This window comes from Streptomyces sp. CB01580, assembly GCF_001905795.1.
Classification (GTDB): Bacteria; Actinomycetota; Actinomycetes; order Streptomycetales; family Streptomycetaceae; genus Streptomyces.
This window is the reverse complement of the sequence record NZ_LIXJ01000033.1, coordinates 93,849-119,874: the sequence shown is the minus strand read 5'-3', so window position 1 is coordinate 119,874 and position 26,026 is coordinate 93,849. Positions and strand designations below refer to the sequence as shown.

General features: G+C 69.6%; 22 protein-coding genes and 2 pseudogenes. 12 read left to right on the top strand and 12 right to left on the bottom strand.

What is annotated here, in order from left to right:
- Positions 1-64 precede the first annotated feature (64 nt).
- From AMK22_RS37815 to AMK22_RS41910, 6 genes and pseudogenes are all read left to right on the top strand, one after another.
- Positions 65-1,062, top strand: a pseudogene (locus AMK22_RS37815) (IS5 family transposase).
- 454 nt (positions 1,063-1,516) lie between these two features.
- Positions 1,517-1,918, top strand: a complete 402-nt coding sequence (locus AMK22_RS41375) for a hypothetical protein (RefSeq protein ID WP_242434235.1) — start codon at positions 1,517-1,519, stop codon at positions 1,916-1,918.
- Positions 1,918-3,090: a WXG100 family type VII secretion target gene (locus tag AMK22_RS32225; RefSeq protein ID WP_073790869.1), complete on the top strand. Its 1,173-nt coding sequence runs from the start codon at positions 1,918-1,920 to the stop codon at positions 3,088-3,090. Before AMK22_RS41375 ends, AMK22_RS32225 begins: the two co-directional genes overlap by 1 nt.
- 80 nt (positions 3,091-3,170) lie before the next feature.
- A complete protein-coding gene (locus AMK22_RS32220) occupies positions 3,171-3,566 on the top strand; it encodes a hypothetical protein (protein ID WP_073790867.1) in 396 nt (131 codons plus the stop codon).
- The gene (locus AMK22_RS32215) at positions 3,566-3,799 is read left to right on the top strand and encodes a hypothetical protein (protein WP_073790865.1); all 234 of its coding nucleotides are present in this window, start codon (positions 3,566-3,568) and stop codon (positions 3,797-3,799) included. Before AMK22_RS32220 ends, AMK22_RS32215 begins: the two co-directional genes overlap by 1 nt.
- A gap of 12 nt (positions 3,800-3,811) precedes the next feature.
- Positions 3,812-3,934, top strand: a complete 123-nt coding sequence (locus tag AMK22_RS41910; RefSeq protein ID WP_274535459.1) for a hypothetical protein — start codon at positions 3,812-3,814, stop codon at positions 3,932-3,934.
- Here the strand turns inward: AMK22_RS41910 and AMK22_RS42470 are convergent.
- Positions 3,927-4,109 (bottom strand): annotated as a pseudogene (locus AMK22_RS42470) (LLM class flavin-dependent oxidoreductase); the annotation flags it as partial. The gene AMK22_RS41910 and the pseudogene AMK22_RS42470 overlap by 8 nt on opposite strands.
- Positions 4,110-4,177: 68 nt before the next feature.
- Between AMK22_RS42470 and AMK22_RS32210 the strand changes: the two are divergent.
- Positions 4,178-5,005, top strand: coding sequence for an HAD hydrolase family protein (locus AMK22_RS32210; RefSeq protein ID WP_443333333.1), 828 nt, complete (start codon positions 4,178-4,180; stop codon positions 5,003-5,005).
- Between the two features lie 210 nt (positions 5,006-5,215).
- Here the strand turns inward: AMK22_RS32210 and AMK22_RS32205 are convergent, their stop codons facing one another.
- From AMK22_RS32205 to hisC, 5 genes are all read right to left on the bottom strand, one after another.
- Positions 5,216-6,922, bottom strand: a complete 1,707-nt coding sequence (locus AMK22_RS32205; protein ID WP_073790861.1) for a GAF domain-containing sensor histidine kinase — start codon at positions 6,920-6,922, stop codon at positions 5,216-5,218.
- Positions 6,923-7,249: 327 nt separating this feature from the next.
- Positions 7,250-10,789 (bottom strand): thiol reductant ABC exporter subunit CydD, encoded by a 3,540-nt coding sequence (gene cydD / locus AMK22_RS32200; protein ID WP_073790860.1) that lies wholly within the window; start codon positions 10,787-10,789, stop codon positions 7,250-7,252.
- Positions 10,790-10,879: 90 nt separating this feature from the next.
- Complete coding sequence (cydB, locus tag AMK22_RS32195) at positions 10,880-11,881, bottom strand: cytochrome d ubiquinol oxidase subunit II (protein ID WP_073790858.1); 1,002 nt, start codon at positions 11,879-11,881, stop codon at positions 10,880-10,882.
- 17 nt (positions 11,882-11,898) lie between these two features.
- Complete coding sequence (locus tag AMK22_RS32190) at positions 11,899-13,404, bottom strand: cytochrome ubiquinol oxidase subunit I (protein WP_073790857.1); 1,506 nt, start codon at positions 13,402-13,404, stop codon at positions 11,899-11,901.
- A 386-nt stretch (positions 13,405-13,790) separates the two neighbouring features.
- Positions 13,791-14,870, bottom strand: a complete 1,080-nt coding sequence (hisC, locus tag AMK22_RS32185; protein ID WP_073790855.1) for a histidinol-phosphate transaminase — start codon at positions 14,868-14,870, stop codon at positions 13,791-13,793.
- A gap of 416 nt (positions 14,871-15,286) precedes the next feature.
- Between hisC and AMK22_RS32180 the strand changes: the two genes are divergently transcribed.
- From AMK22_RS32180 to AMK22_RS32170, 3 genes are all read left to right on the top strand, one after another.
- A complete protein-coding gene (locus AMK22_RS32180) occupies positions 15,287-16,399 on the top strand; it encodes a LacI family DNA-binding transcriptional regulator (RefSeq protein WP_073790853.1) in 1,113 nt (370 codons plus the stop codon).
- A 172-nt stretch (positions 16,400-16,571) separates the two neighbouring features.
- Complete coding sequence (locus AMK22_RS32175; RefSeq protein WP_073790888.1) at positions 16,572-17,630, top strand: metallophosphoesterase; 1,059 nt, start codon at positions 16,572-16,574, stop codon at positions 17,628-17,630.
- A gap of 194 nt (positions 17,631-17,824) precedes the next feature.
- Positions 17,825-18,643 (top strand): hypothetical protein, encoded by an 819-nt coding sequence (locus AMK22_RS32170; protein ID WP_073790851.1) that lies wholly within the window; start codon positions 17,825-17,827, stop codon positions 18,641-18,643.
- Here AMK22_RS32170 and AMK22_RS32165 read toward each other — a convergent pair.
- Together AMK22_RS32165 and AMK22_RS41905 are read right to left on the bottom strand one after the other, a co-directional pair.
- Complete coding sequence (locus tag AMK22_RS32165; RefSeq protein WP_073790849.1) at positions 18,600-19,247, bottom strand: GNAT family N-acetyltransferase; 648 nt, start codon at positions 19,245-19,247, stop codon at positions 18,600-18,602. The two genes, AMK22_RS32170 and AMK22_RS32165, sit on opposite strands and share 44 nt — an antisense overlap.
- Positions 19,222-19,350: a hypothetical protein gene (locus AMK22_RS41905; protein WP_274535458.1), complete on the bottom strand. Its 129-nt coding sequence runs from the start codon at positions 19,348-19,350 to the stop codon at positions 19,222-19,224. Before AMK22_RS41905 ends, AMK22_RS32165 begins: the two co-directional genes overlap by 26 nt.
- Positions 19,351-19,643: 293 nt before the next feature.
- Between AMK22_RS41905 and AMK22_RS32155 the strand changes: the two genes are divergently transcribed.
- Positions 19,644-20,726 carry a hypothetical protein gene (locus AMK22_RS32155; protein ID WP_073790845.1) on the top strand — a complete coding sequence of 361 codons (1,083 nt, stop codon included), beginning with the start codon at positions 19,644-19,646 and terminating at the stop codon, positions 20,724-20,726.
- A 10-nt stretch (positions 20,727-20,736) separates the two neighbouring features.
- Here the strand turns inward: AMK22_RS32155 and thiC are convergent, their stop codons facing one another.
- Positions 20,737-22,584 (bottom strand): phosphomethylpyrimidine synthase ThiC, encoded by a 1,848-nt coding sequence (gene thiC / locus AMK22_RS32150; protein WP_073790843.1) that lies wholly within the window; start codon positions 22,582-22,584, stop codon positions 20,737-20,739.
- A 200-nt stretch (positions 22,585-22,784) separates the two neighbouring features.
- Between thiC and AMK22_RS32145 the strand changes: the two genes are divergently transcribed.
- Entirely contained in the window at positions 22,785-24,116 is a 1,332-nt protein-coding gene (locus AMK22_RS32145; RefSeq protein ID WP_073790841.1) for a YibE/F family protein, read from the top strand.
- Positions 24,117-24,235: 119 nt separating this feature from the next.
- On the opposite strand, the gene AMK22_RS32140 is transcribed toward AMK22_RS32145, so the two are convergent.
- The 3 genes from AMK22_RS32140 to AMK22_RS32130 form a co-directional block, all read right to left on the bottom strand.
- A complete protein-coding gene (locus AMK22_RS32140) occupies positions 24,236-24,673 on the bottom strand; it encodes an SsgA family sporulation/cell division regulator (RefSeq protein WP_073790839.1) in 438 nt (145 codons plus the stop codon).
- Positions 24,674-24,774: 101 nt separating this feature from the next.
- Positions 24,775-25,545, bottom strand: coding sequence for a helix-turn-helix domain-containing protein (locus AMK22_RS32135; RefSeq protein WP_079186513.1), 771 nt, complete (start codon positions 25,543-25,545; stop codon positions 24,775-24,777).
- A gap of 249 nt (positions 25,546-25,794) precedes the next feature.
- On the bottom strand, positions 25,795-26,007 hold the full coding sequence (locus AMK22_RS32130; protein WP_073790837.1) for a DUF5326 family protein: 213 nt from the start codon (positions 26,005-26,007) through the stop codon (positions 25,795-25,797).
- Between the last annotated feature and the right edge of the window lie 19 nt (positions 26,008-26,026).

Here is a 26,026-nt window from a genome sequence, read left to right as displayed (position 1 = left end):
TGAGTCGTGATCAAGGCGTGAGATGCCTCTTCCGTTGATCGTTCGCGGCGGGTAGGAATCTGGTATGGCGCGTACTGAACTCACTGACGATGAATGGGAGTTGATCGGGCCGTTCCTGCCGATAGGCAGGTCCGGCCCGTATCCGGAGCATCTGCGGGAGCAGTTTGAGGGCGTGATCTGGAAGTTCCGCTCGGGCAGCCAGTGGCGGGAGATGCCGTCGGAGTTCGGGGTCTGGCAGACCGTCTACAACCGCTTCCTCCAGTGGCGCGACGCCGGTGTCTTCGAGGCTCTGATGGACGGGATGATCGCGGAGGCGGCCCGGCGCGGGCAGACGGACTTGTCCTTGGTCAGCGTGGATTCCACGGTCGCCCGTGCCCATCAGGACGCTGCGGGCATGCGGGTGGGCGAGGAGGTCCTGAAGTCCCTGGAAGAGGCCGCCGAGGCGTCAAAGGGGGCCGCGGGAAGGAACGAAAGCCGCAGGTCGCGGGCGAACAGGACGAGCCCGCCCCGGACCGGGAGGAACGACGGAGCATCCGGCAGCGACACCGGGCCCGGCTGAAGGCCGCCCTGCTCGGGCGCTCGCGCGGCGGCCTGACCAGTAAGGTTCATCTCGCCTCCGACCCTCACTGCCGCCCGCTCGCCTTCATCCTGACCGAGGGGCAGGCCGCCGACAGCCCCCGGTTCGTCCCGGTCCTGGACAAGATCAAGATCCGTGGCCCGGTCGGCCGCCCGCGCACCCGTCCCGACGCGGTCGCCGGGGACAAGGCATACTCCTCCCGCGCCAACCGCGCCCATCTGCGCAAACGGAACATCAAGGCGGTCATCCCGGAGAAGGCCGACCAGGCCGCGAACCGGAAGAAGAAGGGAAGCCGAGGCGGACGGCCTCTCTCCCACGACGCCGAGCTCTACAAAGACCGCAACAGCGTTGAACGCTGCATCAACAAGATCAAGGCGTGGCGCGGCCTCGCGACCCGCTACGACAAGACACCCGAGAGCTACCTCGCCGGCCTCCACCTGCGCGGGGCGGTGATCTGGATACGCAGCCTCCGCCCCACACCTTGATCACGACTCAGGACAGGCCCTAGCCCGATTCGCTGCTGCGCGTGGCGAGGAGGGCCGGGAGTGGTCGTACCGGCGGGTGGTCGGTGCACGGCGCTGGATGAGGTAGTGCCGGTGCTGGACTTCCCGTGCGGTGTGGCGTTGAACGCTGCGGGGCCGGACGAAGCCGTGTTTCCGCCAGTGTGCGGGATCGTGCCGGATGCGGCGGCACTTGACGGGGAGGCGGCGTGAGCGGCGACCAGCCCGACCTTAGCTCCTCCAAGGAAGCGCTGGGACAGATCGCACTGGGTATCACCCAGGCGCTGGAGGAGCTCAAAGAGCTCGGCATGGTGGGGATGGCGAGTATGGGGCGAGGTTTCGCCGACACCGCGCTATCCGGGATGGAGACGGGCCACGAGGGGGTGGCAACCACATTGGCACGTTCTGCGAGCGCTGGGAGTGGGGCGTTCGGGCGCTGGTGCAGCAGGGCAACACGTTCGCGGCGAATGTCGGGCTGTCGGCAGGCATGCTGCATGAGCAGGATCAGTACATTCAGGGCTCCTTCAAGGTGCTCGTCAACTCCGGGATGGGCAATCCGTATGCCACCGAGGAGGAGGTCATCGCCAAGGACTGGGGCGGGGTGTTCTCGGACAACGCCTACACCCAGATCCGAGATGCCGACTACAGCCAGGAGTCGTTGGACCGAGCCGCCGAAAACAGCAAGGAGGCGTGGAAGGGGACCGTCCGAGACCTCAACAGCTCCGAGATCCTCCTGCCCAACCAGCTCATCGACGCAACGGGGATGCGCGAAGAGGTGGACGCCGCAGTAGAGGACATGGTTGGGCCGCCGCCGAAGCCTCAGCAGGGTGGTGAGGGCTGATGGTGGACTGGGGAGACCTGGCCAACAAGGGCCTGGGAAAGCTGGAGGAGGGTTGGGAGGCCGGGAAGAAGGCCCTGGGCGAGGGTGTCGACCAGGCCACCGACTGGGCTGGGAAGGGGCTCGACCACGTCGGCGCGCACGACTGGGCGGACAAAGTCGAGGATTGGGGCGATGATGTCGCCTCCGACCTCGGGGCCTCGATACGTGAGCAGCATCTCGGTGAGACGGAACAGGCCAATGAGCTGATCCACGGATCGCCTGCAGCTCTTCGGGAGTCGGCGACGCACTTCAAGGACTTCCAGGCAGCCTTCGACCGCGTTGGCCAGGGCATGCGCGCGCTGGACTCAGGCCACTGGAAGGGGCAGGCGGCCGACGCCTTCCGGGAGAAGTTCGCGATGTATCCGGCGGACTGGCTTCGGGCGGCCGACGCCTCTGAAGCCGCCAGCAACGCGCTTCTCCGCTACACGGAGACCGTGGAGTGGGCACAGAGGCAGGCCCAACAGGCGATCGACCTGTACAAGAAGGGCAAGAAGGCGTCCGAGGACGCCGTCAGCGCCTACAACTCCAAGGTCGACGGCTACAACGCGGCCGCACGGGCCGGCCGCGACCCGGGGCCGAAACCTCCCCCGTTCAGCGATCCAGGTGCGGCGGACGTCAAGTTGGCCTTCGAGACGCTGAAGGAGGCACGGCGTCAGCGCAACGAGGCCGCTGCCACCGCTGAGCGGGCCATCGCCGCCGCGACGGAGCACGCGCCTGCCGAGCCGACGCCGCTCGACCGGGCCATGGCCTCGTGGGTCGACTCGCGAGGGGCCAACGCCGTCGAGTTCAACCACTTCGTGGGCGGGGTGGTCAAAGGAACGGCGGGACTCCTCACCTTCGTACGCGGCCTCAACCCGCTCGATCCTTACAACCTGACTCACCCGGCTGACTACCAGCAGAACGTCAGTATGACGCTGGCGGGCCTCGTCTCCACGGCAGCCCACCCCGAGCGCGTCCCCGGAGCACTCATCGACAGCTTCAGCAAGGATCCCAGCGAAGGGCTGGGCCGGCTGGTCCCGGACCTGATCGGTACGAAGGGATTCGGCGGGGCCCGGGCGGGACTCCGCGTCGCCGCACGGGAAGGACTTGAAGGGGCGGCCCAATCCGGGATCCGGCACTCGACGAGTGGCTGACAGGTGCCCGCAGACGTCCGAGGGACATCCTGGACGATCCCGCCCAGACACGGTGGGCCGAGGACGCGTACGCGGACTTCATGCGGGACTCGCGGGACATCGACACCATCAGCAATCACACGCAGGGACTGGCTCGCGACAATGGAGCGACGGGATTCTCATCGGAGGAGATCACGGCGATCAAAAAGCATGTCTTCGACACGGAACACCCCATCGAAGACTACGAAACAGGGAAGGTCGTCGTGCGCAAGTTCGACGCCGATGCGGAGATCGCAGACGCGTGGATTCGCTTGAGAGCCGGGAACTCCCTGCCCGAGGACAGACTCCTGCTGGAGCACGAGCTGGCTGAGCTCACCTACCTCCGGGAGAACCCCGGAGTGACTTACCAGGAAGCGCATAGGGTCGCCAACGAAACGTACAATTGGCAGGATTCCGTACGGCTGAACAAGCGGGAAGACTTTGAGGGTGAGTGGTAGTGGCCGCACTCGTCTACTTCCGGAAGATCTCCGAGGACGCGGAGCTGGTCCGCTACGAGTTCGGGGACGATCCGGACAGCTTTTCGCGACACCTGACCATGGACAAGGAATCCCGCACGTCGTCGGCCGACGACGACCGGACGGACTACTCGTTCCTCAAGGCGTCCCGAAAGATCAACGCTATGCGCGAGGAGCGCGGTCAGTGGCCGGACCGTGGCATGAGCGTGAGCTGACCGGACTCCGTCATGGCTTCAGCCCAGGTCCTCGTCGACCAGGGTGCTGCCGCCGTCCAGGCCGTGGCGCACGAGCGGATGACGCTGAAGTCACAGGTCAGGCTGCGATGGGTGAACAAGGCTCGACCGAGGTGACGAGCGTGCCGAGGCGGAGTCGCTCGGCGGCCGTCGCGGCGGCGGTGAGGGTGGACACCGCGCCGAACCACGAGCCGTCCCGGAAGGACCGCCGGGACAGGTGACCCTGGCTTCCCAGGACAGCGAGTGGCATATGCCTCAAGCATGTTCCCCGGCCAGAGGCACGCATCCTCATATGTGCGCCCCTGCGCACGGCCGTGCACCCCCGTACGCGAGAATGGGCGGGTGACCTCAGCTATCGACATGCCTTCGCCTGCCGTCCCCCGGCTGATCGCCACGGACCTCGACGGCACCCTGCTGCGTGACGACAAGACCGTCTCGGAGCGGACGGTCGCCGCGCTCGCCGCCGCCGAGGAGGCCGGGATCGAGGTCTTCTTCGTCACCGGGCGCCCGGCCCGCTGGATGGACGTCGTCAGCGACCATGTGCACGGCCACGGGTTGGCGATCTGCGCGAACGGCGCCGCCGTCGCCGATCTGCACGCGGACGGCAAGCTGGTCAAGGTCCGCCCGCTGGGGCGCGACATCGCCCTCGACGCCGTGCGCACCCTGCGTGCCGCCGCTCCCGGCACCTCCTTCGCCGTCGAGATGACCACCGGCATCCACTACGAACCGGCCTACCCGCCGCTCCACCTGGACCCGGGCGCCACCGTCGCCGTCGCCGAGAAGCTGCTTCGCGAGGAGGCACCGGGCGCCGGTGCCCCCGTGCTGAAGCTCCTCGCCCATCACGCGGAACTGGCCCCGGACGAGTTTCTCGCTCTCGCCCGCGCCGCGGCCGGGGACCGGGCCGTCTTCACCCGGTCCAGCCCCACGGCCCTGCTGGAGGCCAGCGGGCCGGGGGTGTCGAAGGCGAGCACCCTGGCCCTGTGCTGTACCGAGCGCGGCATCTCGCCGGCCGAGGTCGTCGCCTTCGGCGACATGCCCAACGACGTGGAGATGCTCCGCTGGGCGGGCAGGTCGTACGCGATGGGCAACGCCCACCCCGCCGCGCTCGCCGCCGCCACCGGCCGCACCGCCACCAACGGCGAAGACGGCGTCGCGATCGTCATCGAGCGGATCCTCGCCGGGCTGTGACCCTCCGGCACGGCGCACTGACCGCACGCGACAGTGCGCTGCCGGAACCCGGCCCCGGCCGTTCCGTTCCCACGCCCGCGACCACCCATGGCCCCGGCGATCCGGCCCGGGTCCCGTGATCGCCACGGGCCCCGGTGGTCCGGCCCGTGCCACCGTTCTCCACGACCACGGCGGTCCGGCCCCAGGGTCGGTGACCACCCACGGTCTCGCTCAGATCGGAGCCTCCCACACCACCGTCGTCCCGCCCCCGTCCTCCCCGATGCCGGGGCCGAACCAGCTCGCGCCGCCGAGCGACTCCGCCCGGCGGGCCAGGTTCCGCAGCCCGCTGCGCCGTCCGCCCTCGGGGATGCCCACCCCGTCGTCGGCGACCGACAGGCGCACCGCGTCCCTCCCGTCGGGCAGCGTGGCGGTCGCGTCGACGACCACGTCAATCGCCGAGGCCCCGGCGTGCCGGAAGGCATTGGACAGCGCCTCGCGCAACGCGGCGATCAGGTTCTTCCCGGTCAGTTCGCCGACCAGCGAGTCGACCGGACCGACGAAGCGGTGCGCGGGCTTGAAGCCCAGCGGCACCGCCGCCATGTTGATCTCGCGCAGGACGCGGGTGCGCAGCCCGGACGGCGCCTCCGCCGGTTCCTGCTGCAACGCGAAGATCGCGGTGCGGATCTCCTGGATGGTCACGTCCAGTTCGTCGACTGCCCGGCCGACGCCGGTCCGCACCTCGGGCACGGCCGACGAGCGCTGGGCGTTCTCCAGGGTCATCCCAGTGGCGAACAGCCGCTGGATGACCAGGTCGTGCAGATCACGGGCGATCCGGTCACGGTCCTCGTACACCGCGAGCCGTTCCCGGTCCCGCTGGGCCTCCGCCATCATCAGCGCGAGCGCGGCCTGCGAGGCGAACTGCGTGGCGAGGGTCCGTTCGGTCCGTGTGAACGGTCGTGCGCCGCGGGCGCGGGGGGTGGCGAGCGCCCCCAGCACCCGGCCGCCGCTGTGCAGGGGCAGCAGCATGCTGGGGCCGAAGAGGCCGGCGAGCCCGGTGGTCGCTCGGGGATCGGTGGCCGAGTCGTCCACGAACACCGCCTCGCCGGCCAGCAGCTTCGCCGCCACCGGGCTCTCCGGCCCGATGATCACCCCCAGGGGCACGGCGGGATCGTCCGCGGAGACGGCGACGATCTCCAGCCCGCCCTCCGCGGCCGGCAGCAGCACGATCCCGGCCGCGGACGCGGCGAGGTGCCTGGCCTGTTCGGCGACGACGGAGAGCGCCTCGTCGGCGTCACCGCCGGAGAGCAGGGCGGTGGTCACGGCCACCGAACCGTCGATCCACCGCTCGCGCTGGCGGGCGGCCTCGTACAGCCGGGCGTTGCCGATGGCGATTCCGGCCTCCGCGGCGAGCACCCGCACCAGGTGCAGGTCGTCGTCGCCGAACTCGCCCTCGTTCTCCTTCTCGGCCAGGTAGAGGTTCCCGAAGACCTCCCCCCGCACTCGGATCGGGACTCCGAGAAAGGTCCGTATCGGAGGGTGGCAGGGCGGGAACCCGGCGAACCTCGAATCGGCCGTCAGATCGGCGAGCCGCAGCGGAGCCGGGTCGTGGATCAGCGCTCCCAGCAGCCCCCGGTGCCCGTCGGGACGGCGTCCGATCGCACGGGCCACCTCGTCGGGGACACCGTGGGTGACGAAATCGGCGAGCCCCGTGCCCTCCTCGTCGACGACGCCGATGGCCGCGTAGCGGCAGCGGGCGAGTTCGGCCGCCGTCTCGCAGATCCGGTCGAGGGTGGAATGCAGCTCCAGGCCCGTGCCGACGAAGCGCATGGCTTCCAGCAGTTCCGGTACGCGGGCGGCGAGTTCGGCGGACAGGCCCCGCAGGCCGCGGGGCGCCTCGGTCGCGGCTTCGAGTGGGTCCTTCGGGTCCTGCTCTGACATACCCCGAGACTAGTTAGTACCGGTTGGGGAGGAAACTCGGCGATTTTCCCGCCTGGTCGGCACCCGCCCGCGCCCGTCCCCCCGTACCGCACCCGCTTCCGCGCACCACGCGGCCCGTGCCGACGCACCGCACTCGCCCGCCTCCACACACCACGCGGCCCGTCTCCCCGTACCGCACATGCCCACCCGACTCCCCGCCCCGCGGTCCCCGCCCCGCCCGCATCCGGCCGCTCCCCCACTCGCGCACGGACCCGCGCGGTCGTGCTCACCCGGAAACGCCATTGCCGTACCCGGCGAGCTGCGTCCGGGCGGGCGGCGCCTGCGCGCTCACCCGGGAACGCCCGCGACGGCCCGCACCGGCCCCGTGCCCTCGTCCTCGTTCTCGCGCTCCAGCATCCGCCGCAACGGCCCCTCCTCGGCGGCGAGATCGGCGTACGGACCGGCCTGCACGATCCGGCCCGCGTCCAGCACCAGCACCTCGTCGACGGCATCCAGTCCCCGCAGCCGGTGGGTGATCAGCACCGTCGTACGTCCCCGGGTCGCGTCCAGCAGGTCCTCGGTCAGGGCGTCCGCGGTCGCCAGGTCGAGGTGTTCGGCGGGCTCGTCCAGGACGAGTACGGGGAAGTCGGCGAGAACGGCACGGGCGAGCGCGAGCCGCTGCCGCTGACCGCCCGAGAGGCGTGCGCCGAGCTCGCCCACGAGGGTGTCGAGTCCTTCCGGCAGCGCCTCGGCCCAGTCGAGCAGCCGTGCCTGTTCGAGCGCGGCCCGCAGCTCCCCGTCCGTTGCCCCGGGACGGGCCAGCCGCAGATTCTCCCGGATGGAACTGTCGAAGACATGTGCGTCCTGGGCGCACAGGCCGACGAACGTCCGGACCGTGTCCCCCTCCAGCGCGGAGGCGTCGACACCACCGATCCGGTACGTGCCCGCGCGGGCGTCCAGGAAGCGGAGCAGGACCTGCGCCAGGGTCGTCTTCCCCGAGCCGGACGGTCCGACGACGGCGATGCGCCGGCCCGCCGTCAGCGTCAGGTCCACGATGTCCAGGGCGTCCCGTTCCGCCCCCGGGTAACGGGCCGACAGCCCCCGTACCTCCAGCGGGAAGGGCGAGTCGGGGGCCTGTGCCGGACTGTCCGGTTCGTGTACGGGCAACGGGGCGTCCAGCACCTCGTACACCCGCTCCGCGCTCCGCTCGACCCGCTGCCGGAACTGCACGGCCAGCGGCAGTCCGGTCACCGCCTCGAAGGCGGCCAGCGGCGTGAGCACGACGACCGCGAGTTCCACGCCCGCGAGCCGCCCGTCCCGCACGGCGGGCAGAGCGACCAGCGCGGTGGCGACGACGGTCAGACCGCCGATCAGGGCGGTGAGGCCGCCGCCGAGTGCCGTGGCGGCCGCCGCACGGGCCGAGATCCGGGTCAGCACCCCGTCGGCCTCCCGGGCCCGCTCCGCCCGGGCGGGCAGTGCGCCCGCGACGGTCAGCTCGGCGGTCCCGCCAAGGAGATCGGTGACCCGGGTCGCCAGGTCGGCGCGGGCGGGGGCCAGTCGGCGTTCCGCCTGACGGGAGCAGGCGCCGCTGATCCACGGCACCCCCGCCCCCGCCAGCAGCAGCCCGACGGCCAGCACGGCACCCGCCGCGGGGAGCAGCAGGCCGACGAATCCCACAGTGGCCGCTCCCACGAGCACCGCCGTCCCCGCGGGCAGCAGCCAGCGCAGCCAGTAGTCCTGGAGGGCGTCGACATCGGCGACCAGTCGGGAGAGCAGGTCTCCACGGCGGGTCCGGCGCAGCCCCGCCGGTGCGATCCGCTCCAGGCACCGGTAGACCGCCACACGCAGTTCGGCCAGCATCCTGAGCACCGCGTCGTGCGACACCAGGCGCTCGGCGTAGCGGAAGACCGCCCTGCCGAGACCGAAGGCACGGGTCGCGGTCACGGCGACCATCAGATAGAGCACCGGGGGCTGTTCGGAGGCACGGGAGATCAGCCAGCCGGAGACGGCCAAGAGCCCGACGGACGAGCCCAGGGCGAGGCTGCCCAGCAGCAGCGCGAGTGCCAGTTGTCCGCGTCGCGCCCCCGCCGCCTTCCGGACCCGGGCGAGGACGTGTCCGGTGCGGCCTTCGGGGTGCCGCGACTCCTCGGGCTCCGGCGCCTCGTCGGGTCCCTCGTCGCGCGCCGCCGACTGCCGGGGCGCCGGGGCCGCCTCTCCGGACCCCGTCTTCCGGGCCTCCGTCAGGCCAAGGTCCGCGGCCGGTTCGAGGGCCACCACCCGGTCGGCCACCGCGAGCAGCGCGGGCCGGTGCACGACCAGCAGCACGGTCCGCCCCACCGCGAGCCTGCGTACCGCCTCGACGATGCCCGCCTCGGTCTCGCCGTCCAGGCTCGCGGTCGGCTCGTCGAGCAGCAGCAGCGGGCGGTCGGCGAGGAAGGCACGGGCGAGCGCGAGCCGCTGGCGCTGACCGGCGGACAGCCCCGCGCCGTCCTCGCCGAGAACCGTCAGCTCTCCGTCCGGGAGTCGGGCGACGAAGTCGTACGCCCCCGCGTCCCGCAGTGCCGCCATGACCGCCGTGTCGTCCGCGTCCGGCCGGGCCAGCCGCACATTCTCCGCGATCGTGCCCGCGAACAGATACGGGCGCTGTGGAACCCAGGCGATCTGTTCGCGCCAGCGCTCCAGGTCCAGCGTCGCCAGGTCGATGTCGCCGACCCGTACCCGCCCCTCGTCGGGCGCGGTGAAGCCCAGCACCACATCGAGGAGAGTGGACTTCCCGACGCCGCTCGGGCCGGTCAGGGCGACGGTCTCCCCCTCCTCCACCGCCAGGGAGGCCCGGTCCAGGGACGGCGCGGCGCGGCCCTCATGCCGTACGGTCACGCCCTCCAGCTCCAGCCTCAGCGGCTCCGGGACGTCCGCCGTGCCGCCCTTGCGGGGTTCGGTCTCCAGGACCGCGAAGATCTCCTCCGCGGCCGAGAGCCCCTCGGCGGCGGCGTGGTACTGCGCTCCGACCTGGCGAATCGGCAGATACGCCTCCGGGGCCAGGATCAGCACCACCAAGCCGGTGTAGAGGTCGAGTTCGCCGTGCACGAGCCGCATGCCGATGGTGACGGCGACCAGGGCCACCGACAGGGTCGCCAGCAGTTCCAGGGCGAAGGACGACAGGAACGCGATCCGCAGGGTCCGCAGCGTGGCCTGCCGGTACTGCGAGGTGATGGCCCGGATGGACTCGGCCTGCGCCTTGGCCCGGCCGAAGACCTTCAGCGTCGGCAGCCCGGCGACCACGTCGAGGAAGTGCCCGGAGAGCCGGGACAGCAGCCGCCACTGACGGTCCATCCGCGCCTGGGTGGCCCAGCCGATCAGGATCATGAAGAGCGGGATGAGCGGAAGCGTCACCACGATGATCGCCGCCGACACCCAGTCCTCGGTGACGATCCTCGCCAGGACGGCCACCGGAACGACCACCGCGAGTCCGAGCTGAGGCAGATAGCGCGCGAAGTAGTCGTCGAGCGCGTCGACACCACGGGTGGCGAGCGTCACCAGGGAGCCGGAGCGCTGACCGCTCAGCCAGCCGGGCCCGAGCTCCGTGGCACGCGCCAGGAGCCGGCCGCGCAGTTCGGACTTGACCGCGGCGCTGGCACGGTACGCGGCCAGTTCGGTCAGCCAGGAGACCAGGGCCCGGCCGAGCGCGACCGCTGCGAGCAGGATCAGCGGGGTCCGCAGCCCGGAGGCGGTCAGCCCGTCCTCGAACCCGCCCACCACGACGTCGGCGATGAGCATGGCCTGGGCGACGACCAGCACCGCCCCGACCGTTCCGAGTGCCACCACGGCCGCCAGGAAGAAGCGGGTAGCTCGGGCGTGGCGGAGGAGACGCGGGTCGATCGGTTTCACGTGAAACAGCCCCCATAAAGCTCGGTCGGTGGACCAGGACGGGGCCTGCCCGGCGGTTCAGGGCCGGTTGCCGGACAGGCCCCCGTGCACTCAGTGCACTTCGGCGATGTGCTGCGTACCGATGCGCTTGCGGAACACCCAGTAGGTCCAGCCCTGGTAGAGCAGGACGAGCGGGGTGGCGATCCCCGCGCACCAGGTCATGATCTTCAGCGTGTACGGGCTGGACGAGGCGTTGGAGACCGTGAGGTTCCAGGCGTCGTTCAGCGAGGACGGCATGACGTTCGGGAAGAGCGTCAGGAAGAGCATCGCGACGGCGGCCGCGATCGTCACACCGGAGAACGCGAACGACCATCCCTCGCGCCCCGCCGCGACCGCGCCGATCGCGGCGACCAGCGACACCGCCGCGACGATCATCGCCAGCAGGCTCCAGCCGTCACCGTTGTCGATCTGGGTCCAGATCAGGAAGCCGAGCGCGAGCACCGCGGTGACCGCACCGAGCTTCAGCGCCAGTGTGCGCGCCCGGTGCCGTATGTCACCGACCGTCTTGAGTCCGGCGAACACGGTGCCATGGAAGGTGAAGAGGGTGAGCGTGACCAGTCCGCCGAGGATGGCGTACGGGTTGAGCAGGTCCCAGAAGTTGCCCACGTACTCCTTGCCGGCGTCGATCTTCACGCCGCGCACGATGTTCCCGAAGGCCACGCCCCAGAGCAGGGCCGGGATCAGCGAGGTCCAGAAGATCGCGTGTTCCCAGTTGGTCTGCCACCGGTCCTCGGGGCGCTTCGACCGGTACTCGAAGGCGACGCCCCGCACGATCAGGCAGACCAGGATGATCAGCAGCGGCAGGTAGAAGCCGGAGAACAGGGTGGCGTACCACTCGGGGAACGCGGCGAAGGTCGCGCCGCCCGCGGTGAGCAGCCACACCTCGTTGCCGTCCCAGACCGGCCCGATCGTGTTGATCAGGACCCGCCGTTCCTTGCGGTCACGGGCGAGCAGTTTGGTGAGGATCCCGATCCCGAAGTCGAAGCCCTCCAGGAAGAAGTAGCCGGTCCAGAGGACGGCGATGAGCACGAACCAGACGTCGTGGAGTTCCATCTCTCAGCTCCTCGGCCTCAGTAGGAGAAGGCCATCGGCCGGTCGGCGTGCTCGTCGCCGCCGATCTTGGTGGGCGGGTTGAGGTCGGCCTCCGTGAGCTCCGGCGGTCCGGCCTTGATGTACTTCACGAGCAGCTTGACCTCGATCACCGCGAGGATGGCGTAGAGCAGGGTGAAGCCGATCATCGACGTGAGCACCTCGCCCTGCGAGACGCCGGGGGAGACCGCGTGCCGGGTCTGGAGCACTCCGTAGACCACCCAGGGCTGGCGGCCCATCTCGGTGAAGATCCAGCCCCAGGAGTTGGCGATCAGCGGGAAGGCCATGGTCCAGAGCGACAGGATCCAGTAGCACCTGGCGAACTTGGGGCTGAGTGCCTTGTTCTTGAAGAGGACCAGATGCGGTACCTCGTCCTCTCCGGTGCGCAGCGCGAGAGGCAGCATGAACTTCCTGCGCGTCATCCACAGCCCGAGGAGGCCGAGGGCGAAGGACGCCATCCCGAAGCCGATCATCCAGCGGAAGCTCCAGAAGGCGACCGGGATGTTGGGCCGGTAGTCGCCGGGGCCGAACTTCTCCTGCTCGGCCTTGTTGATGTCGTTGATGCCGGGGACGTGCGAGGTGAAGCTGTTGTCCGCGAGGAAGGACAGCATGCCGGGGATGGAGATCTCCACGGTGTTGTGGCCCTTGGCCACGTCACCGACCGCGAAGACCGAGAAGGGTGCGCCGTCCTCCCCCTCCCAGAGGGCCTCGGCGGCGGCCATCTTCATGGGCTGCTGCTTGAACATGACCTTGCCGAGCTGGTCACCGCTGACGGCGGTGAGGAGTCCGGCGATCACGACCGTGACCAGTCCGAGCCGCAGCGAGGTCCGCATCACCGGGATGTGCTTCCTGCGCGCCAGGTGGAACGCGGCGATGCCGACCATGAAGGCGCCTCCGACCAGGAAGGCGGCGGTGATGGTGTGGAAGAACTGGGCGAGTGCGGTGTTCTGGGTGAGCACGTGCCAGAAGTCGGTCAGCTCGGCCCGGCCACGCTCCTCGTTGATCCGGTAGCCCACCGGGTGCTGCATCCAGGAGTTGGCCGCCAGGATGAAGTAGGCGGACAGGATGGTCCCGATGGACACCATCCAGATGCAGGCGAGGTGGATCTTCTTCGGAAGCTTGTCCCAGCCGAAGATCCACAGCCCGATGAACGTGGACTCGAAGAAGAAGGCGATCAGTGCCTCGAACGCGAGCGGGGCACCGAAGATGTCGCCGACGAACCGCGAGTAGTCGGACCAGTTCATGCCGAACTGGAACTCCTGGACGATGCCGGTGACCACGCCCATGGCGATGTTGATCAGAAAGAGTTTGCCCCAGAACTTCGTCGCTCTGAGGTACTTCTCCTTGTTCGTACGCACCCAGGCGGTCTGCAGGCCCGCGGTGAGCGCGGCGAGAGAGATCGTCAGCGGAACGAACAGGAAGTGGTAGACGGTGGTGATCCCGAACTGCCAACGCGCCAGTGTTTCCGGCGCCAGCGCTAGCTCCACGTCGCCTTCTCCTTACATCGCCGTGATCACACGAGCATTCTGCCCGCTAAGTCTGATTAATCACGGGAAGAACAGGACATGCTTGTGAACGCGTTCACATTCACAATCAAAATTATGACGCACAGCCTTTCGGGACGTTCGGGCGGGGTACCCCTCTCTCGGGACGATCCGATCAATCCGCCTGAAGCAGACACATGGGCACACCGATGCCCCGGCACGTCCGAACCCGGACACCCACGCACGAAGAGGCCCCGTACCCGATCACCGGATCGAGGTACGGGGCCCGTACGCCCGGCGCGCGAGCCGCGGTCCGCGCGCCCTTCGACGGCTCCCCGCAGGATCACGCCGTTCCACGGCCTCCTGCGGTTCCGCGCCGCTCTACGGCTCTACAGCTCCCTGCGGTACGACTCCGCCACCTTCAGGAACAGGTCGTTCGCCTCGTCCTCACCGATCGTGACCCGTACGCCCTCACCCACGAACGGCCTGACCACCACGCCTGCCCGCTCGCACACCGCGGCGAAGTCGGCCGTGCGCTCCCCCAGCCGCAGCCACACGAAGTTCGCCTGCGACTCCGGCACCGTCCATCCCTGCTCCGCCAGTGCCCGCTGCACCCGGCCGCGCTCGACGACCAGGGAGCCCACACGCCCCAGGAGCTCGTCCTCCGCACGCAGCGAGGCCACCGCCGCGTCCTGCGCGAGCTGGCTGACCCCGAAGGGCACCGCCGTCTTGCGCAGCGCGGCCGCCACCGGCTCGTGCGCCACGGCGAAGCCGACCCGCAGTCCGGCCAGACCGTACGCCTTGGAGAACGTGCGCAGCACCGCCACATTGGGCCGGTCCCGGTAGACCTCGATGCCGTCCGGCACCTCGGCATCGCGGATGAACTCCCGGTACGCCTCGTCCAGCACCACCAGGACATCGCCGGGCACCCGGTCCAGGAAACGTTCCAGCTCGGCCCGGCGCACCACGGTGCCGGTCGGGTTGTTCGGATTGCAGACGAAGATCAGACGGGTGCGGTCGGTGATCGCCTCCGCCATCGCGTCGAGGTCGTGCACCTCACCGTCGGTCAGCGACACCTTCACCGAGGTCGCCCCGCTGACCTGGGTGATGATCGGGTACGCCTCGAAGGAGCGCCAGGCGTAGATCACCTCGTCGCCCGGACCCGAGGTCGCCTGGAGCAGCTGCTGCGCCACCCCGACCGACCCGGTCCCGGTGGCGAGATGCGAGACGGGCACACCGAAACGGTCGGCCAGCTCGTTCATCAGGCCGGTGCAGGCCATGTCCGGGTAGCGATTGAAGTTCGCGGCGGCCGCCAGGGCGGACTCCATCACTCCGGGCAGCGGGGGGTACGGATTCTCGTTGGAGGACAGTTTGAAGGCGACCGGTCCGCCGGCCGCCGCGGGCTTGCCCGGCACATAGGCGGGAACGCCGTCCAGCTCGGCGCGCAACTTGGGGCTCGTCTCGCTCACCGCAGATCCTCCTCGACCGTCTGTACACATCAATACTGCTCACCTTATGAGGATTGGGCGCCGCTGCGAATGGCCCGTGCGCCTTCGGACGCCCGGTGCGGCCGGGCTCACGGGAACGGCCTGTGCACCCAATCGCCCGGTGCGACCAGGAATGGGGGGAGCGCGTTCGACCTTGACGCGCGCCGGTGGCTCACGCCGTGGCGCGCGTCCCTCGAAGAGGTGAGATGAGACCTCTTCGAAACATCGACCATTTAGTAGGCCCACCGGGTTCAGCGCATCACACACCACGGCGCATCCGCCCAACGACCTGGACTTACAAGGCATTTAGCGCTGTCTGATCATGCAGAAACGTGCCTGTCAACGCGTGAATATGCGACCGGGCCAACCTCCCGCACGCCCCCTACTATCGGCTCGCCATGACAGCAGCAGGGAAGCACCAGGTGAGCCGGGCGGAGACACCCCGGCGCGGCAGCCGGCAAGGACGAGCGGGAATCCGGGACGTGGCCGCCGCCGCCGGGGTCTCCATCACGACCGTCTCCGACGCGCTCAACGGCAAGGGAAGGCTCCCGGACGCCACCCGCCGCCATGTCCGCGAGGTCGCAGAGCGCCTGGGCTACCGCCCGTCCGCCGCGGCCCGAACCCTCCGTACCGGCAAGTCCGGCCTCATCGGCCTGACCGTGACGACGTACGGCGACGAACCCTTCACCTTCACCGAATTCGCGTACTTCGCCGAGATGGCCAGAGCGGCCACCTCCGCGGCGCTCGCCCGCGGCTACGCCCTCGTCATCCTGCCCGCCACCTCGCGCCACGACGTCTGGTCGAACGTCGCCCTCGACGGCACCGTCGTCATCGACCCCTCCGACCAGGACCCGGTCGTCACGGAGCTCGTACGGCAAGGACTGCCCGTCGTGTCGGACGGACGCCCGGCCGGCGCCCTCCCGGTCACCGCCTGGGTCGACAACGACCACGGCGCCGCCGTGCTCGACCTCCTCGACCACCTCGCCTCCGCCGGGGCCCGACGCATCGGCCTGCTCACCGGCACCACGACCGACACGTACACCCGCCTCTCCACCTCCGCGTACCTGCGCTGGTGCGAGCGCGTGGGCCAGGACCCGGTGTACGAGTCCTATCCCGCCCACGACCCGTGCGCGGGGGCGGTCGCCGCGGACCGGCTGCTCGCCCGCCCGGACCGTCCCGACGCCGTCTACGGCCTCTTCGACCCCAACGGCACCGACCTCCTGGCGGCCGCCCGCAGGTACGGGCTGCGCGTCCCCGAGGACCTGCTGCTGGTCTGCTGCAGCGAGTCCACCGTGTACGCGACGACCGAGCCGCCCATCACCACCCTCTCGCTCAAACCGCGCAGAATCGGCACGGCGGTCGTCCAGCTCCTCATCGACGCCATCGAGGGCGTGGATCACGGCGGCCCGGTGGAGCAGGTCATACCGACGGAGCTCATCGTCCGGACGTCCTCGCAACGCCGTCCGCCCCGCACCACGGTCAGCGCGCCGCGCTCCCCCGCCAGGGATTGAACAGACGAATTCGGACCAAACGGCCGGTGAGTCTGACATGCTCCGGGATTCACCACCCCTGGTGCGTCACACAGCACGATTCGCATTCCTATGATGGGCGCACGACACCGCGGACCGCCCCGACCAGCAGGCCCGTCAGGTGTACGGCGGCGCGACGGTGGTGGAGGGGTCGATGACACAGGGGGCCGGTCAGGAACCCGTGGTGCGGACTGCGACGTTGCGCGACTTCCGCGTGCCGCCCTACGCGCAGACCCCGGTACCGCCCGCGTCCCCGCATCCGGGCAACGCCCTGCCCGGGGGCGCGCTGCCGGACGGGTACACGCCCACCGAACGCGACCTCCCGGTGATCAACCGCGGTGACACCGTCCAGGTACAGGCGGTACCGGAGCCCTGGCCGGCCCGCGAGCCGGGACTCGGACCCCTCTACGTCGTCGGCGACGTCCACGGCTACCTGGACGAGCTGGTCGCCGCTCTCGCCGAGCAGGGCCTCATCGACTCCGACGGCAGGTGGGCCGCGGGCAACACCCGGCTCTGGTTCCTCGGTGACTTCACCGACCGCGGTCCGGACGGCATCGGCGTCATCGACCTCGTGATGCGCCTCTCCGCCGAGGCCGCCGCCGCGGGCGGGTACTGCAAGGCGTTGATGGGAAATCACGAGTTGTTGCTCATCGGCGCCAAACGGTTCGGCGACACGCCGGTGAACTCGGGCGCGGGCACCGCCACCTTCCAGGCCGCCTGGCTGCTCAACGGCGGCCAGAAGAACGACATGGAGCGGCTCCAGGACGTCCACCTCCAGTGGATGTCCCGCCTCGACGCGATCGTCGAGGAGGACGGGCATCTGCTGATGCACTCCGACACCACGGCGTACCTCGACTACGGCAGCACCATCGAGGACGTCAACGACACGGTGCACGCCATTCTCACGCGCAACGACGCCGACGAGTGCTGGGACCTCTTCCGCAAGTTCACCAAGCGTTTCGCCTTCCGTGACGACTCGGGACCGCAGGCCGTACGGGAACTGATGGCCGCCTACGGCGGACAGCGCATCGTCCATGGCCACAGCCCCATTCCCTACCTCCTCGGCGAGGTCGGGTCGGAGGACGGAGAGGACAGCTCGGGTCCCGTGGTCGTAGGCCCGCACGTGTACGCCGACGGGCTCGCCATCGCCATGGACGGCGGAGTGACCATGGCCGGAAAGCTGCTGGTCGTCCAACTCCCCCTGCATGACTGACGGTTTTACGGGAAGACGCTTCCACGACCTGACCACGCCGAGCACCGGGCCGAGCGCCGGGCCCATTTCCGGAAACCCCCTGTCACCGCGTGCCGTGGGCGCTCTACCATCGGCGTATCCGTAGCAGGCTCTCCTCCGTTTCCGCCCAACCGCCCGGCAATGACGGGCTGTCGGGCCCGACGGAGCATCGGGGGATGCACATGAGAAGCGCTCCGCACCTGCTGGCCGAGGACCGCCCCGAGTACGAGCGGATCCTCGACGACGCACTGCGCCACGCCCATCGACGGCCGGATCTGGCCGCGGTCGGCGAACGGCTCAACGCCGTACAGCTGCGCACCATGGCGCTGGCCGCCACGGACATGATCACGGCGACGGCGGCCACCGAGTACGACCACTACGTGCGGGCCCGTGAGGAACTGCGCGGCACGGCCGACGGGGAGGACCCGCCCGCCGGATCGGACACGGACCGTCCGGGCCGGTCGGGCGCCGGCGCGGGAGCGGTCGTCACGGTCCTCGCGCCCGTGCTCGCCGGCACCGCAGCGTTCATATTCCTGCTGGTCGGCTATCTGCTGAAGCTGCTCAGTCCGCCGCCCGCCTTCGCCTCGACCCTGGTCACCGCGGGCTGGTTCTTCGCCGTGGTCATGGCCGCCGCCATCCTGGTCGCCGCCGTCGGACTGCTGATCACCGCGCTGCGCAACGGCTCCGCTTCGGAGAACGCCGTACGCGACGAGATCGAGCTGCCGGAGGACGTGGCGCGGGCCCGGGAAGCCTGGCGGCACGCGCTGCTGGAACGCGGCATCCTGCCATTCCTGCGCGACGCCCTCGACGACCCCGAGGCCGCATCCACCTCACGCACACCGCAGCGCTCGCCGAACCGCATCCCGAAAGTCGGCTACAGCCGCCCCGACTTCTCCGGTCCGGACGAGGGCCCGGCCGCGGGCCCCCGGCCGACCTTCACCAGCCCGGACTTCACCAGCCCCGACTTCGGCGGCCCCGAGCACGACGTGGAATGACGGCGCCGCCGCACACACCCCCCTCCACCCCGCCCGGGGCCCCTGGACCGGGCCGACCAAGGACGCGGACGAGCCGCGCCCGATCACAGGTCCCAGGACCTCGGGCGCGCCTGCGCCTCCCACTCGGGACGGGGCAGCGAGAACACCGCGACGTCGTACCGCCGCCCCCGGTGCAGGCACGCCGGCCGGCTCGCCCTCTCCCGGGTGAACCCCGGCCTGTCGAGGAGGCGAGCGCGGCCGTGTTGTCCGTGTGGGTGATGGCCCGGAGCCGGTACAGGGGAAGCTCCCCGAACGCCAGGTCCGTCAGCGCATCCAGAGCCCGCGCGCCGTATCCGCGACCGCGGTGCCACGGGGACAGCAGCAGCTCGACTCCGCCCTCTGTCCCGTCATGCCGCTCATGCGCGGATGCTACGGAGACCCGGCCGTCGCGTTCATCCGATTTCCGCCCCGGGAGGCTCGGCCCCGTGTGACCGGTGAGGAGCCCGGGAGGGCGGGCCGGGCACGGGCCCGGGGCGAGCGAGGCGACAGGGGGCGGAATCCTGCGGTCCGCCCTCTTGTCGCCCCGGTCGGCTCTCGCCTCAGTCCGCGACCGGCAGGTAGACACGATGGCCCGCCGCCGCGAACTCCTTCGACTTCTCCGACATCCCCGCCTCGCCCTCCGCCTGCGACACCCCGTGTTCACGCCGGATGTCCTGGTAGATCTTCATCGAGCAGCATCGTGGAAAGCACTGGCCCTCACTACGCGCGAGGCCGCAGCTCAGCAGGCGGGGGCCTCTCCGGTCCCGGGCGCCTTCGCCGGTGGAGCCGTACGAGCGCGGTGGCGTTGAGCGCGCAACATGACCGGCCTCTCGTGGTCCTGCGGCGCGGCCGGACTCTCGCTGAGGGCCAGGAACGAAAGCAACCGCACCGGGCCCCACCCGCCGTCTCCGCCTCCGCTGTGACGTCCTACGATGCGTCGGTCCTCCGGTGGATCCGGATCACCGTGCGGCAAAGGGAATCCATGCGCCTGCCCAGCTACGTCAGAAAGGCCGCCATGGGCGCGGCGTCGATCCCCCTCCTCGCCGGGTGCGCGGGGGAACAGGGCGCGGGCGAGGTCGTGGAGCGAGCCGCGGAGAGGCCTGCCTCCTGGACGGACCTGCCGGTGCGGACCGGCGCACGGGACATCGTCCACACGGACACCGACCACCGGTCGTACGAGGTCAGGATCACGGTCAAGAGCCTGGCCCGGGGTTCGGAGGAGGACATGCGGGGGGCGCGCGTGGACGGGGAGCTGAAGGGCATGGTCCCCCACTACCTCACCTTCGAGGTCACCAACACCGGCCGGAAGAAGATCCCCGCCGCCTACATGGTGAACAGCAACCTCGCCCTGAACGGCACCGACTGGACGCGCGGGGAGAAGGTCTACGTCAGCGGCGGCAGGCCGGGCGGGGTCGACCTGCCCTGCGCGGACACCGCGCCGAAGACGCTGGCGCCCGGCGACTCGTACGACACCTGCGTGACCTACGTGCTGCCCGAGGGCGTCGGCGTGCTGTCGCTGACGCACAACGCCGACGGCTACCTCGACGAGGGCGGCGCGGTCGCCACCTGGCCCGTCGAGGGCGGCCTCAAGGCGGCGTCCGCCGGGCTGGCGGAGCCGGGCGACAGCGTCCGCGTCCGGTGGGACGCCCGCGAGGACGGCGTCCTCGAACTGCCCGCCACGCTGGTTTCCGTGCGCCGGGGCAGCACGGCCGACCTGGCGGGCCTGGACCTCGACCTCAATGAGAACGAGCGGCGCGGCGACCCGTACTACGTGTCAGTCACCTACACCAACACCGGGCCGAAAGACCTCTACGCCGACCAGGCCGACCGCGTCCGCCTACTCACCGAGGGCGGTCGGCAGATACGGGGCAAGACCCCCTTCGTCCTCGACACGAAGATCCCCGGCTGCCCGTCCGACTGGGTCGCCCGGATGATCCCGCCCGGCGACAGCGTGACGGAGTGCAGCATCCACCTGGTGACGGACGACGGCGACAAGCCGTTCGCGGTGGGTTTCGCGGAGGCGGGCCGGCCGGGACTGGTGGCCTGGCGGGCCCCCCTCCACTGAGGCGGCCGGGTCAGCCGGCCGACCTGCCGCCCGTCTCCGCGAGCGGCAGGTAGACCCGGTTGCCCGAGGCCGCGAACTCCTTCGACTTCTCCAGCATTCCGGCCTCGATCTCCTCCGGGGTGGCGGCCGCGTCGCCGCCGAACTGCTCCGTGATGCTTCTGCTGATCTTCATCGAGCAGAACTTCGGTCCGCACATCGAACAGAAGTGTGCCGTCTTCGCCGGCTCCGCCGGCAGCGTCTCGTCGTGGAACTCCCGTGCCGTGACCGGGTCGAGCGCCAGATTGAACTGGTCCTCCCAACGGAACTCGAACCGGGCATCGGAGAGCGCGTCGTCCCAGTCCTGCGCCCCCGGATGCCCCTTGGCGAGATCCGCGGCGTGGGCCGCGATCTTGTACGTGATCACGCCGGTCTTCACGTCGTCCCGGTTCGGCAGCCCGAGGTGCTCCTTGGGCGTCACGTAGCAGAGCATCGCCGTGCCCCACCAGGCGATCATCGCCGCGCCGATGCCCGAGGTGATGTGGTCGTACGCCGGAGCGACATCGGTGGTCAGCGGGCCGAGCGTGTAGAAGGGCGCCTCCTGGCAGATCTCCTGCTGGAGGTCGATGTTCTCCTTGATCTTGTGCATCGGGACATGTCCCGGCCCCTCGATCATGGTCTGGACGCCGTACCGCTTGGCGATCGTGTTCAGCTCCCCGAGCGTGCGCAGTTCGGCGAACTGCGCCTCGTCGTTGGCGTCCGCGATCGAGCCGGGGCGCAGCCCGTCGCCGAGCGAGTACGTCACGTCGTAGGAGGCGAGGAGTTCGCAGAGCTCCTCGAAGTTCTCGTAGAGGAACGACTCCTTGTGGTGGGCGAGACACCACGCCGCCATGATCGAGCCGCCTCGCGAGACGATGCCGGTCTTGCGACGGGCGGTCAGCGGAACGTACGGCAGGCGTACGCCGGCGTGCACCGTCATGTAGTCGACGCCCTGCTCGGCCTGTTCGACGACGGTGTCGCGGTAGATCTCCCAGGTCAGCTCCTCGGCCTTGCCGTCGACCTTTTCGAGGGCCTGGTAGAGGGGCACGGTGCCGATCGGCACGGGCGAGTTGCGCAGAACCCACTCACGGGTGGTGTGAATGTTGCGGCCGGTGGAAAGGTCCATGACCGTGTCGGCGCCCCACCGCGTCGCCCACGTCATCTTCTCCACCTCCTCCTCGATGGAGGACGTCACCGCGGAGTTGCCGATGTTGGCATTGACCTTTACCAGGAACCGCTTCCCGATGATCATCGGCTCGGTCTCGGGGTGGTTGACGTTGGCCGGCAGCACGGCGCGGCCCGCGGCGATCTCCTCGCGCACCACCTCCGGCTCGACGTTCTCCCGGATAGCCACGTACTCCATCTCCGGGGTGATCTCGCCCCGCCGGGCGTACGCGAGCTGGGTCACGGGCCGACCGTCCCGGCTGCGGCGCGGCAGCCGGGGCCGACCGGGGAAGACGGCGTCGAGATTGCGCAGCCCTTCCCCGAACTCTCGGCTTCGCTCGAGCAGGGGAGACCCCATTCGCGGCGAGGTGTGCTTGAGTCCGTCGTCCTCGGGTCGGACGGGTCGGCCCGGGTACTCCTCGGTGTCGCCGCGCGCGGTGATCCAGTTCTCCCGCACCGGCGCGAGCCCGCGACGGACGTCGGTCTCGACGGTGGGGTCGGTGTACGGCCCCGACGTGTCGTACAGCGTCACGTCCTTGCCGTTGGTGAGGTGCACCTGACGGACCGGCACACGGATGTCGGGGTGTGAGCCCTGGACGTATCCCTTGTGCCAGCCGATGGACTTCCCGGCCTCGTCGCTCTGGTTGGAGGCAGGCGTGCGTGCGTCCGATGTGGTCATGAGACCTACTCCCTACGCCGGCATTACCCGGTAACAGGTTCGGCGGTCGGCGCAGCTCATCCCGTACGGACGTACGGATATCAGCGCCCTCTCAGCCCGGTGCTCCGAGCTCCCGCGTGTGCAAAGGTTCCTCCACGCTAGCGCCCCGTCCGGCGGAATGAACAGAGGGTCCCTTGCCTCCTTGCGATGATCGCCCGGTGATGTCCCTCCCCAGCGTTCCCGAATCGCCGAGTCCCCACCATGGCCACACACACGGCCATACGCACGCCCACGGCCCCGCCGCGCCCGTCTCCAGGCATCTGCGGAAGGTCATCGCGGCCGTACTGATCCCGTTCGCAGCCGCGGTCCTCACCGGACTGGTGGCGCTCTGGCCGGGCGGTGCGCCACCACACGAACGAACCGGTGTCGGCTTCGACCGGCAGACCCAGCAGGGCAAGGTGGTGAACGTCGACACAGTGGACTGCAAGGAGGTGAACGCCTCCCAGATGCCGGTCGGCGGCGAGACCGCTCCACAGTCGTCGGGCCGCACCGGGCTGTGCGCGAAGGCCACGGTCGAGGTGACGACCGGTCACGACAAGGGCCGACGGTTCGTGGAGGTTGTCCAGCCCGATGCACCCCGTCAGCTGCGCGAGGGGCAGGGCGTGGTGGTGGCGTACGCTCCGGACGCGCCCCACGACCTGCAGTACTCGGTGACCGATGTGAACCGGAAGTTCCCCATGGCGCTGCTGGCCGGGATCTTCGCCCTGGTCGTGGTCGCGGTGGGCAGGATGCGCGGGGTGATGGCGCTGGTCGCGCTCGCCGTGTCGTTCGCCGTGCTGACCCTGTTCATCCTCCCGGCCATCCTCCAGGGCTCGAATCCGCTGATCGTGGCGGTGGTCGGGGCCAGTGCCATCATGCTGATCGCGCTCTACATGTGCCACGGGCTCACCGCCCGCACCTCGGTCGCGGTGGTGGGCACACTGATCTCGCTCCTGCTGATCGGGCTGCTCGGCTCGCTGTTCATCGGCTGGGCGAGCCTGACGGGCAACACCGACGACAGCACCGGCCTCATCCACGGCCTGTATCCGCGCATCGACATGAGCGGCCTGCTGCTGGCCGGCGTCATCATCGGTTCGCTCGGGGTGCTCGACGACGTGACGGTCACCCAGACGTCGGCCGTCTGGGAACTGCACCAGGCGAACCCGACGATGGGCGTGCGTGGGCTCTACCGGGCGGGGATCAGGATCGGGCGCGATCACATCGCCTCGGTCGTCAATACGCTGGTGCTCGCCTACGCGGGCGCCGCGCTGCCGTTGCTGCTGCTGTTCTCGATCGCCAGGAGCAGCGTGGGCACGGTGGCCAACAGCGAGCTGGTGGCGGAGGAGATCGTACGGACGCTGGTCGGTTCGATCGGGCTGGTCGCATCGGTGCCGGTGACGACGGTGCTCGCCGCGCTGGTGGTCTCCGCGGACCGCACAGGGCTCGGCGCGGAAGCCGGAGCTCCAGCACCCGTACGGACCGGGAAGGGCCGCCGTCGCAGGACGAGGCAGTGAGCGCCCCTGAACGGACATCTGCCGACAGACGAGGAGCGGTCCTGAATACGGAGAGCGATTCACCCATTCGGCGGATGCCGTGTTCGACCGGCGGGCACCGGTCGACGACACCGTGTCCTTCAGCCGGCGTTCTGCTCCTCAGCGAGGATCCGGCCCAGGGCTTCCTCCAGGTTTCCCTCGAAGTCACCCAGCGTGCGCTCCTGTCCGAGCGGCACGAGCTTGTCGGTCCGGTCGAGAAAAGCCACGAGCGGCGCCGAACCAGCCCGGAAGAGGGCGCGGTCGGCGCCCACCTGAAGGCGGATGTGTACATCGGAAAGCCCCTCGGGATCCGTGGGCCCGATGTGCACATCGCCGTCGCCACTGGGGCTGTTTAGGCCGTCGAGCAGCAACTCGCGGCCGAATGCCCAGGTGACGGGGGCGTCACCGGGCAGATGGAAGGTCATCCGAATCGCATACGGATCACACACTTCGTACCGGAGCTCCACCGGGATCCGGAAAGAGAGCTCCTCGGAGACGAGAAAGCTCATCATGACCTCAGCTTGAACCGACTCGCGCATCGTTCAACCCCGCAGTAGATGAATCTGGCCAGGAATGATCCCCCATGGCCCTATTGACGCCATCGTGGTGCACGCGATAGCAGATCACAAGGAGTGATTTTTCAGATACTGATAGAGAACACGAACGAACGCAAGAGGTTGGCCACTTCAGCACGTAGTTGTTCGACTGCGGGGAGCAATCGGTGTTCCTGTTCCAGGGGTACTGAAATCGCCATAGCGGCGGCAGTGAAGCCGACGGTGATCGGGATGGCCGCGCAGACCGTTCCCAGGGCGTACTCCTGCCGTTCGACGACGGGTTCCATGCGCTCCAGCGACCGCAGCCGCTCCAGGAATGTCGCGCGATCCCTCACCGAATACGGGGTCAGCGGCCGTACCGGATGCCGGTTCAAGTGGTCCTCGCGCGCCTTCTCGTCCAGTCGGCTCAGCAGGCACTGGCCGATCGCGTGAGCGTGCCCGGTCTCCCGGAAAGACGCCCACTCGCGCACGGCGGGCATGGCGGGATCATCGGCGACCGCGACGAGTTCGATCTCGCCCTCGCGGTAGACGGCGCAGTACACGGGGACACCGATGGCCTCGCGCCAGCGGCTCAGCGACTCGGACATCCTGCTGCGACGATTCTGCGGCGCACCCTCGGCAGTCAGACGCTCGGCGGCGGCGCCGAAGCGGAACACTCCGTTGTCACGACGCAGATAGCCCTCGTGCGTCAGGGTGCGCAGCAGGTGATAGGCCGTGGGAAGGGGGAGCCCCGCCTCCCTGGCCAGCTGCTTCGCGGGCGCCCCGTCGCGATGCGCGCCCACTGCTTCCAGCAGCCTCAGCGCTCGCTGCACCGAGCCGATCAGGGTCGGGGAAGCGGTGCTCGATGCCGTGGTCAACGGTCACCCCCAGGCGTGGTGACGGGCAGTCAGCCCGCCTGTGGGGGCCTCCCCCACAGACCGCCGCATGGCTGGGTCCGAGGGCCGAACACCGTGCAAACCCCTGGTCATGGTGGTGACGGTCAGTTAATTCCCAGGTGGCGGCAGTGGAATGCCACCATATCGGCCGTATCCCCAAGGTGCGTTGTTTCGTCCCTGGCTTAGCTCAGCTGGGCTAACACCATGGCTGGTTTCCGATCCTTCTGATAACTACCAGCCACCACCCGAGGAGGACATGACCTTGCGCACGACGAAGACGAGACCGCCGACCAGGATCACGAAGAGCAGGATCTTGAAGAGCAGGCCGATCACGAAACCGAGCACGCTGGCGATCAGTCCGCCGAACACGACAATCGCGATCACCGGCACCGCGATCCACTTCACCCACCAGGGCATCCCGGCGAATATCTCCCGTACGGCCATCGTCCTCGCCTCGTCTCTG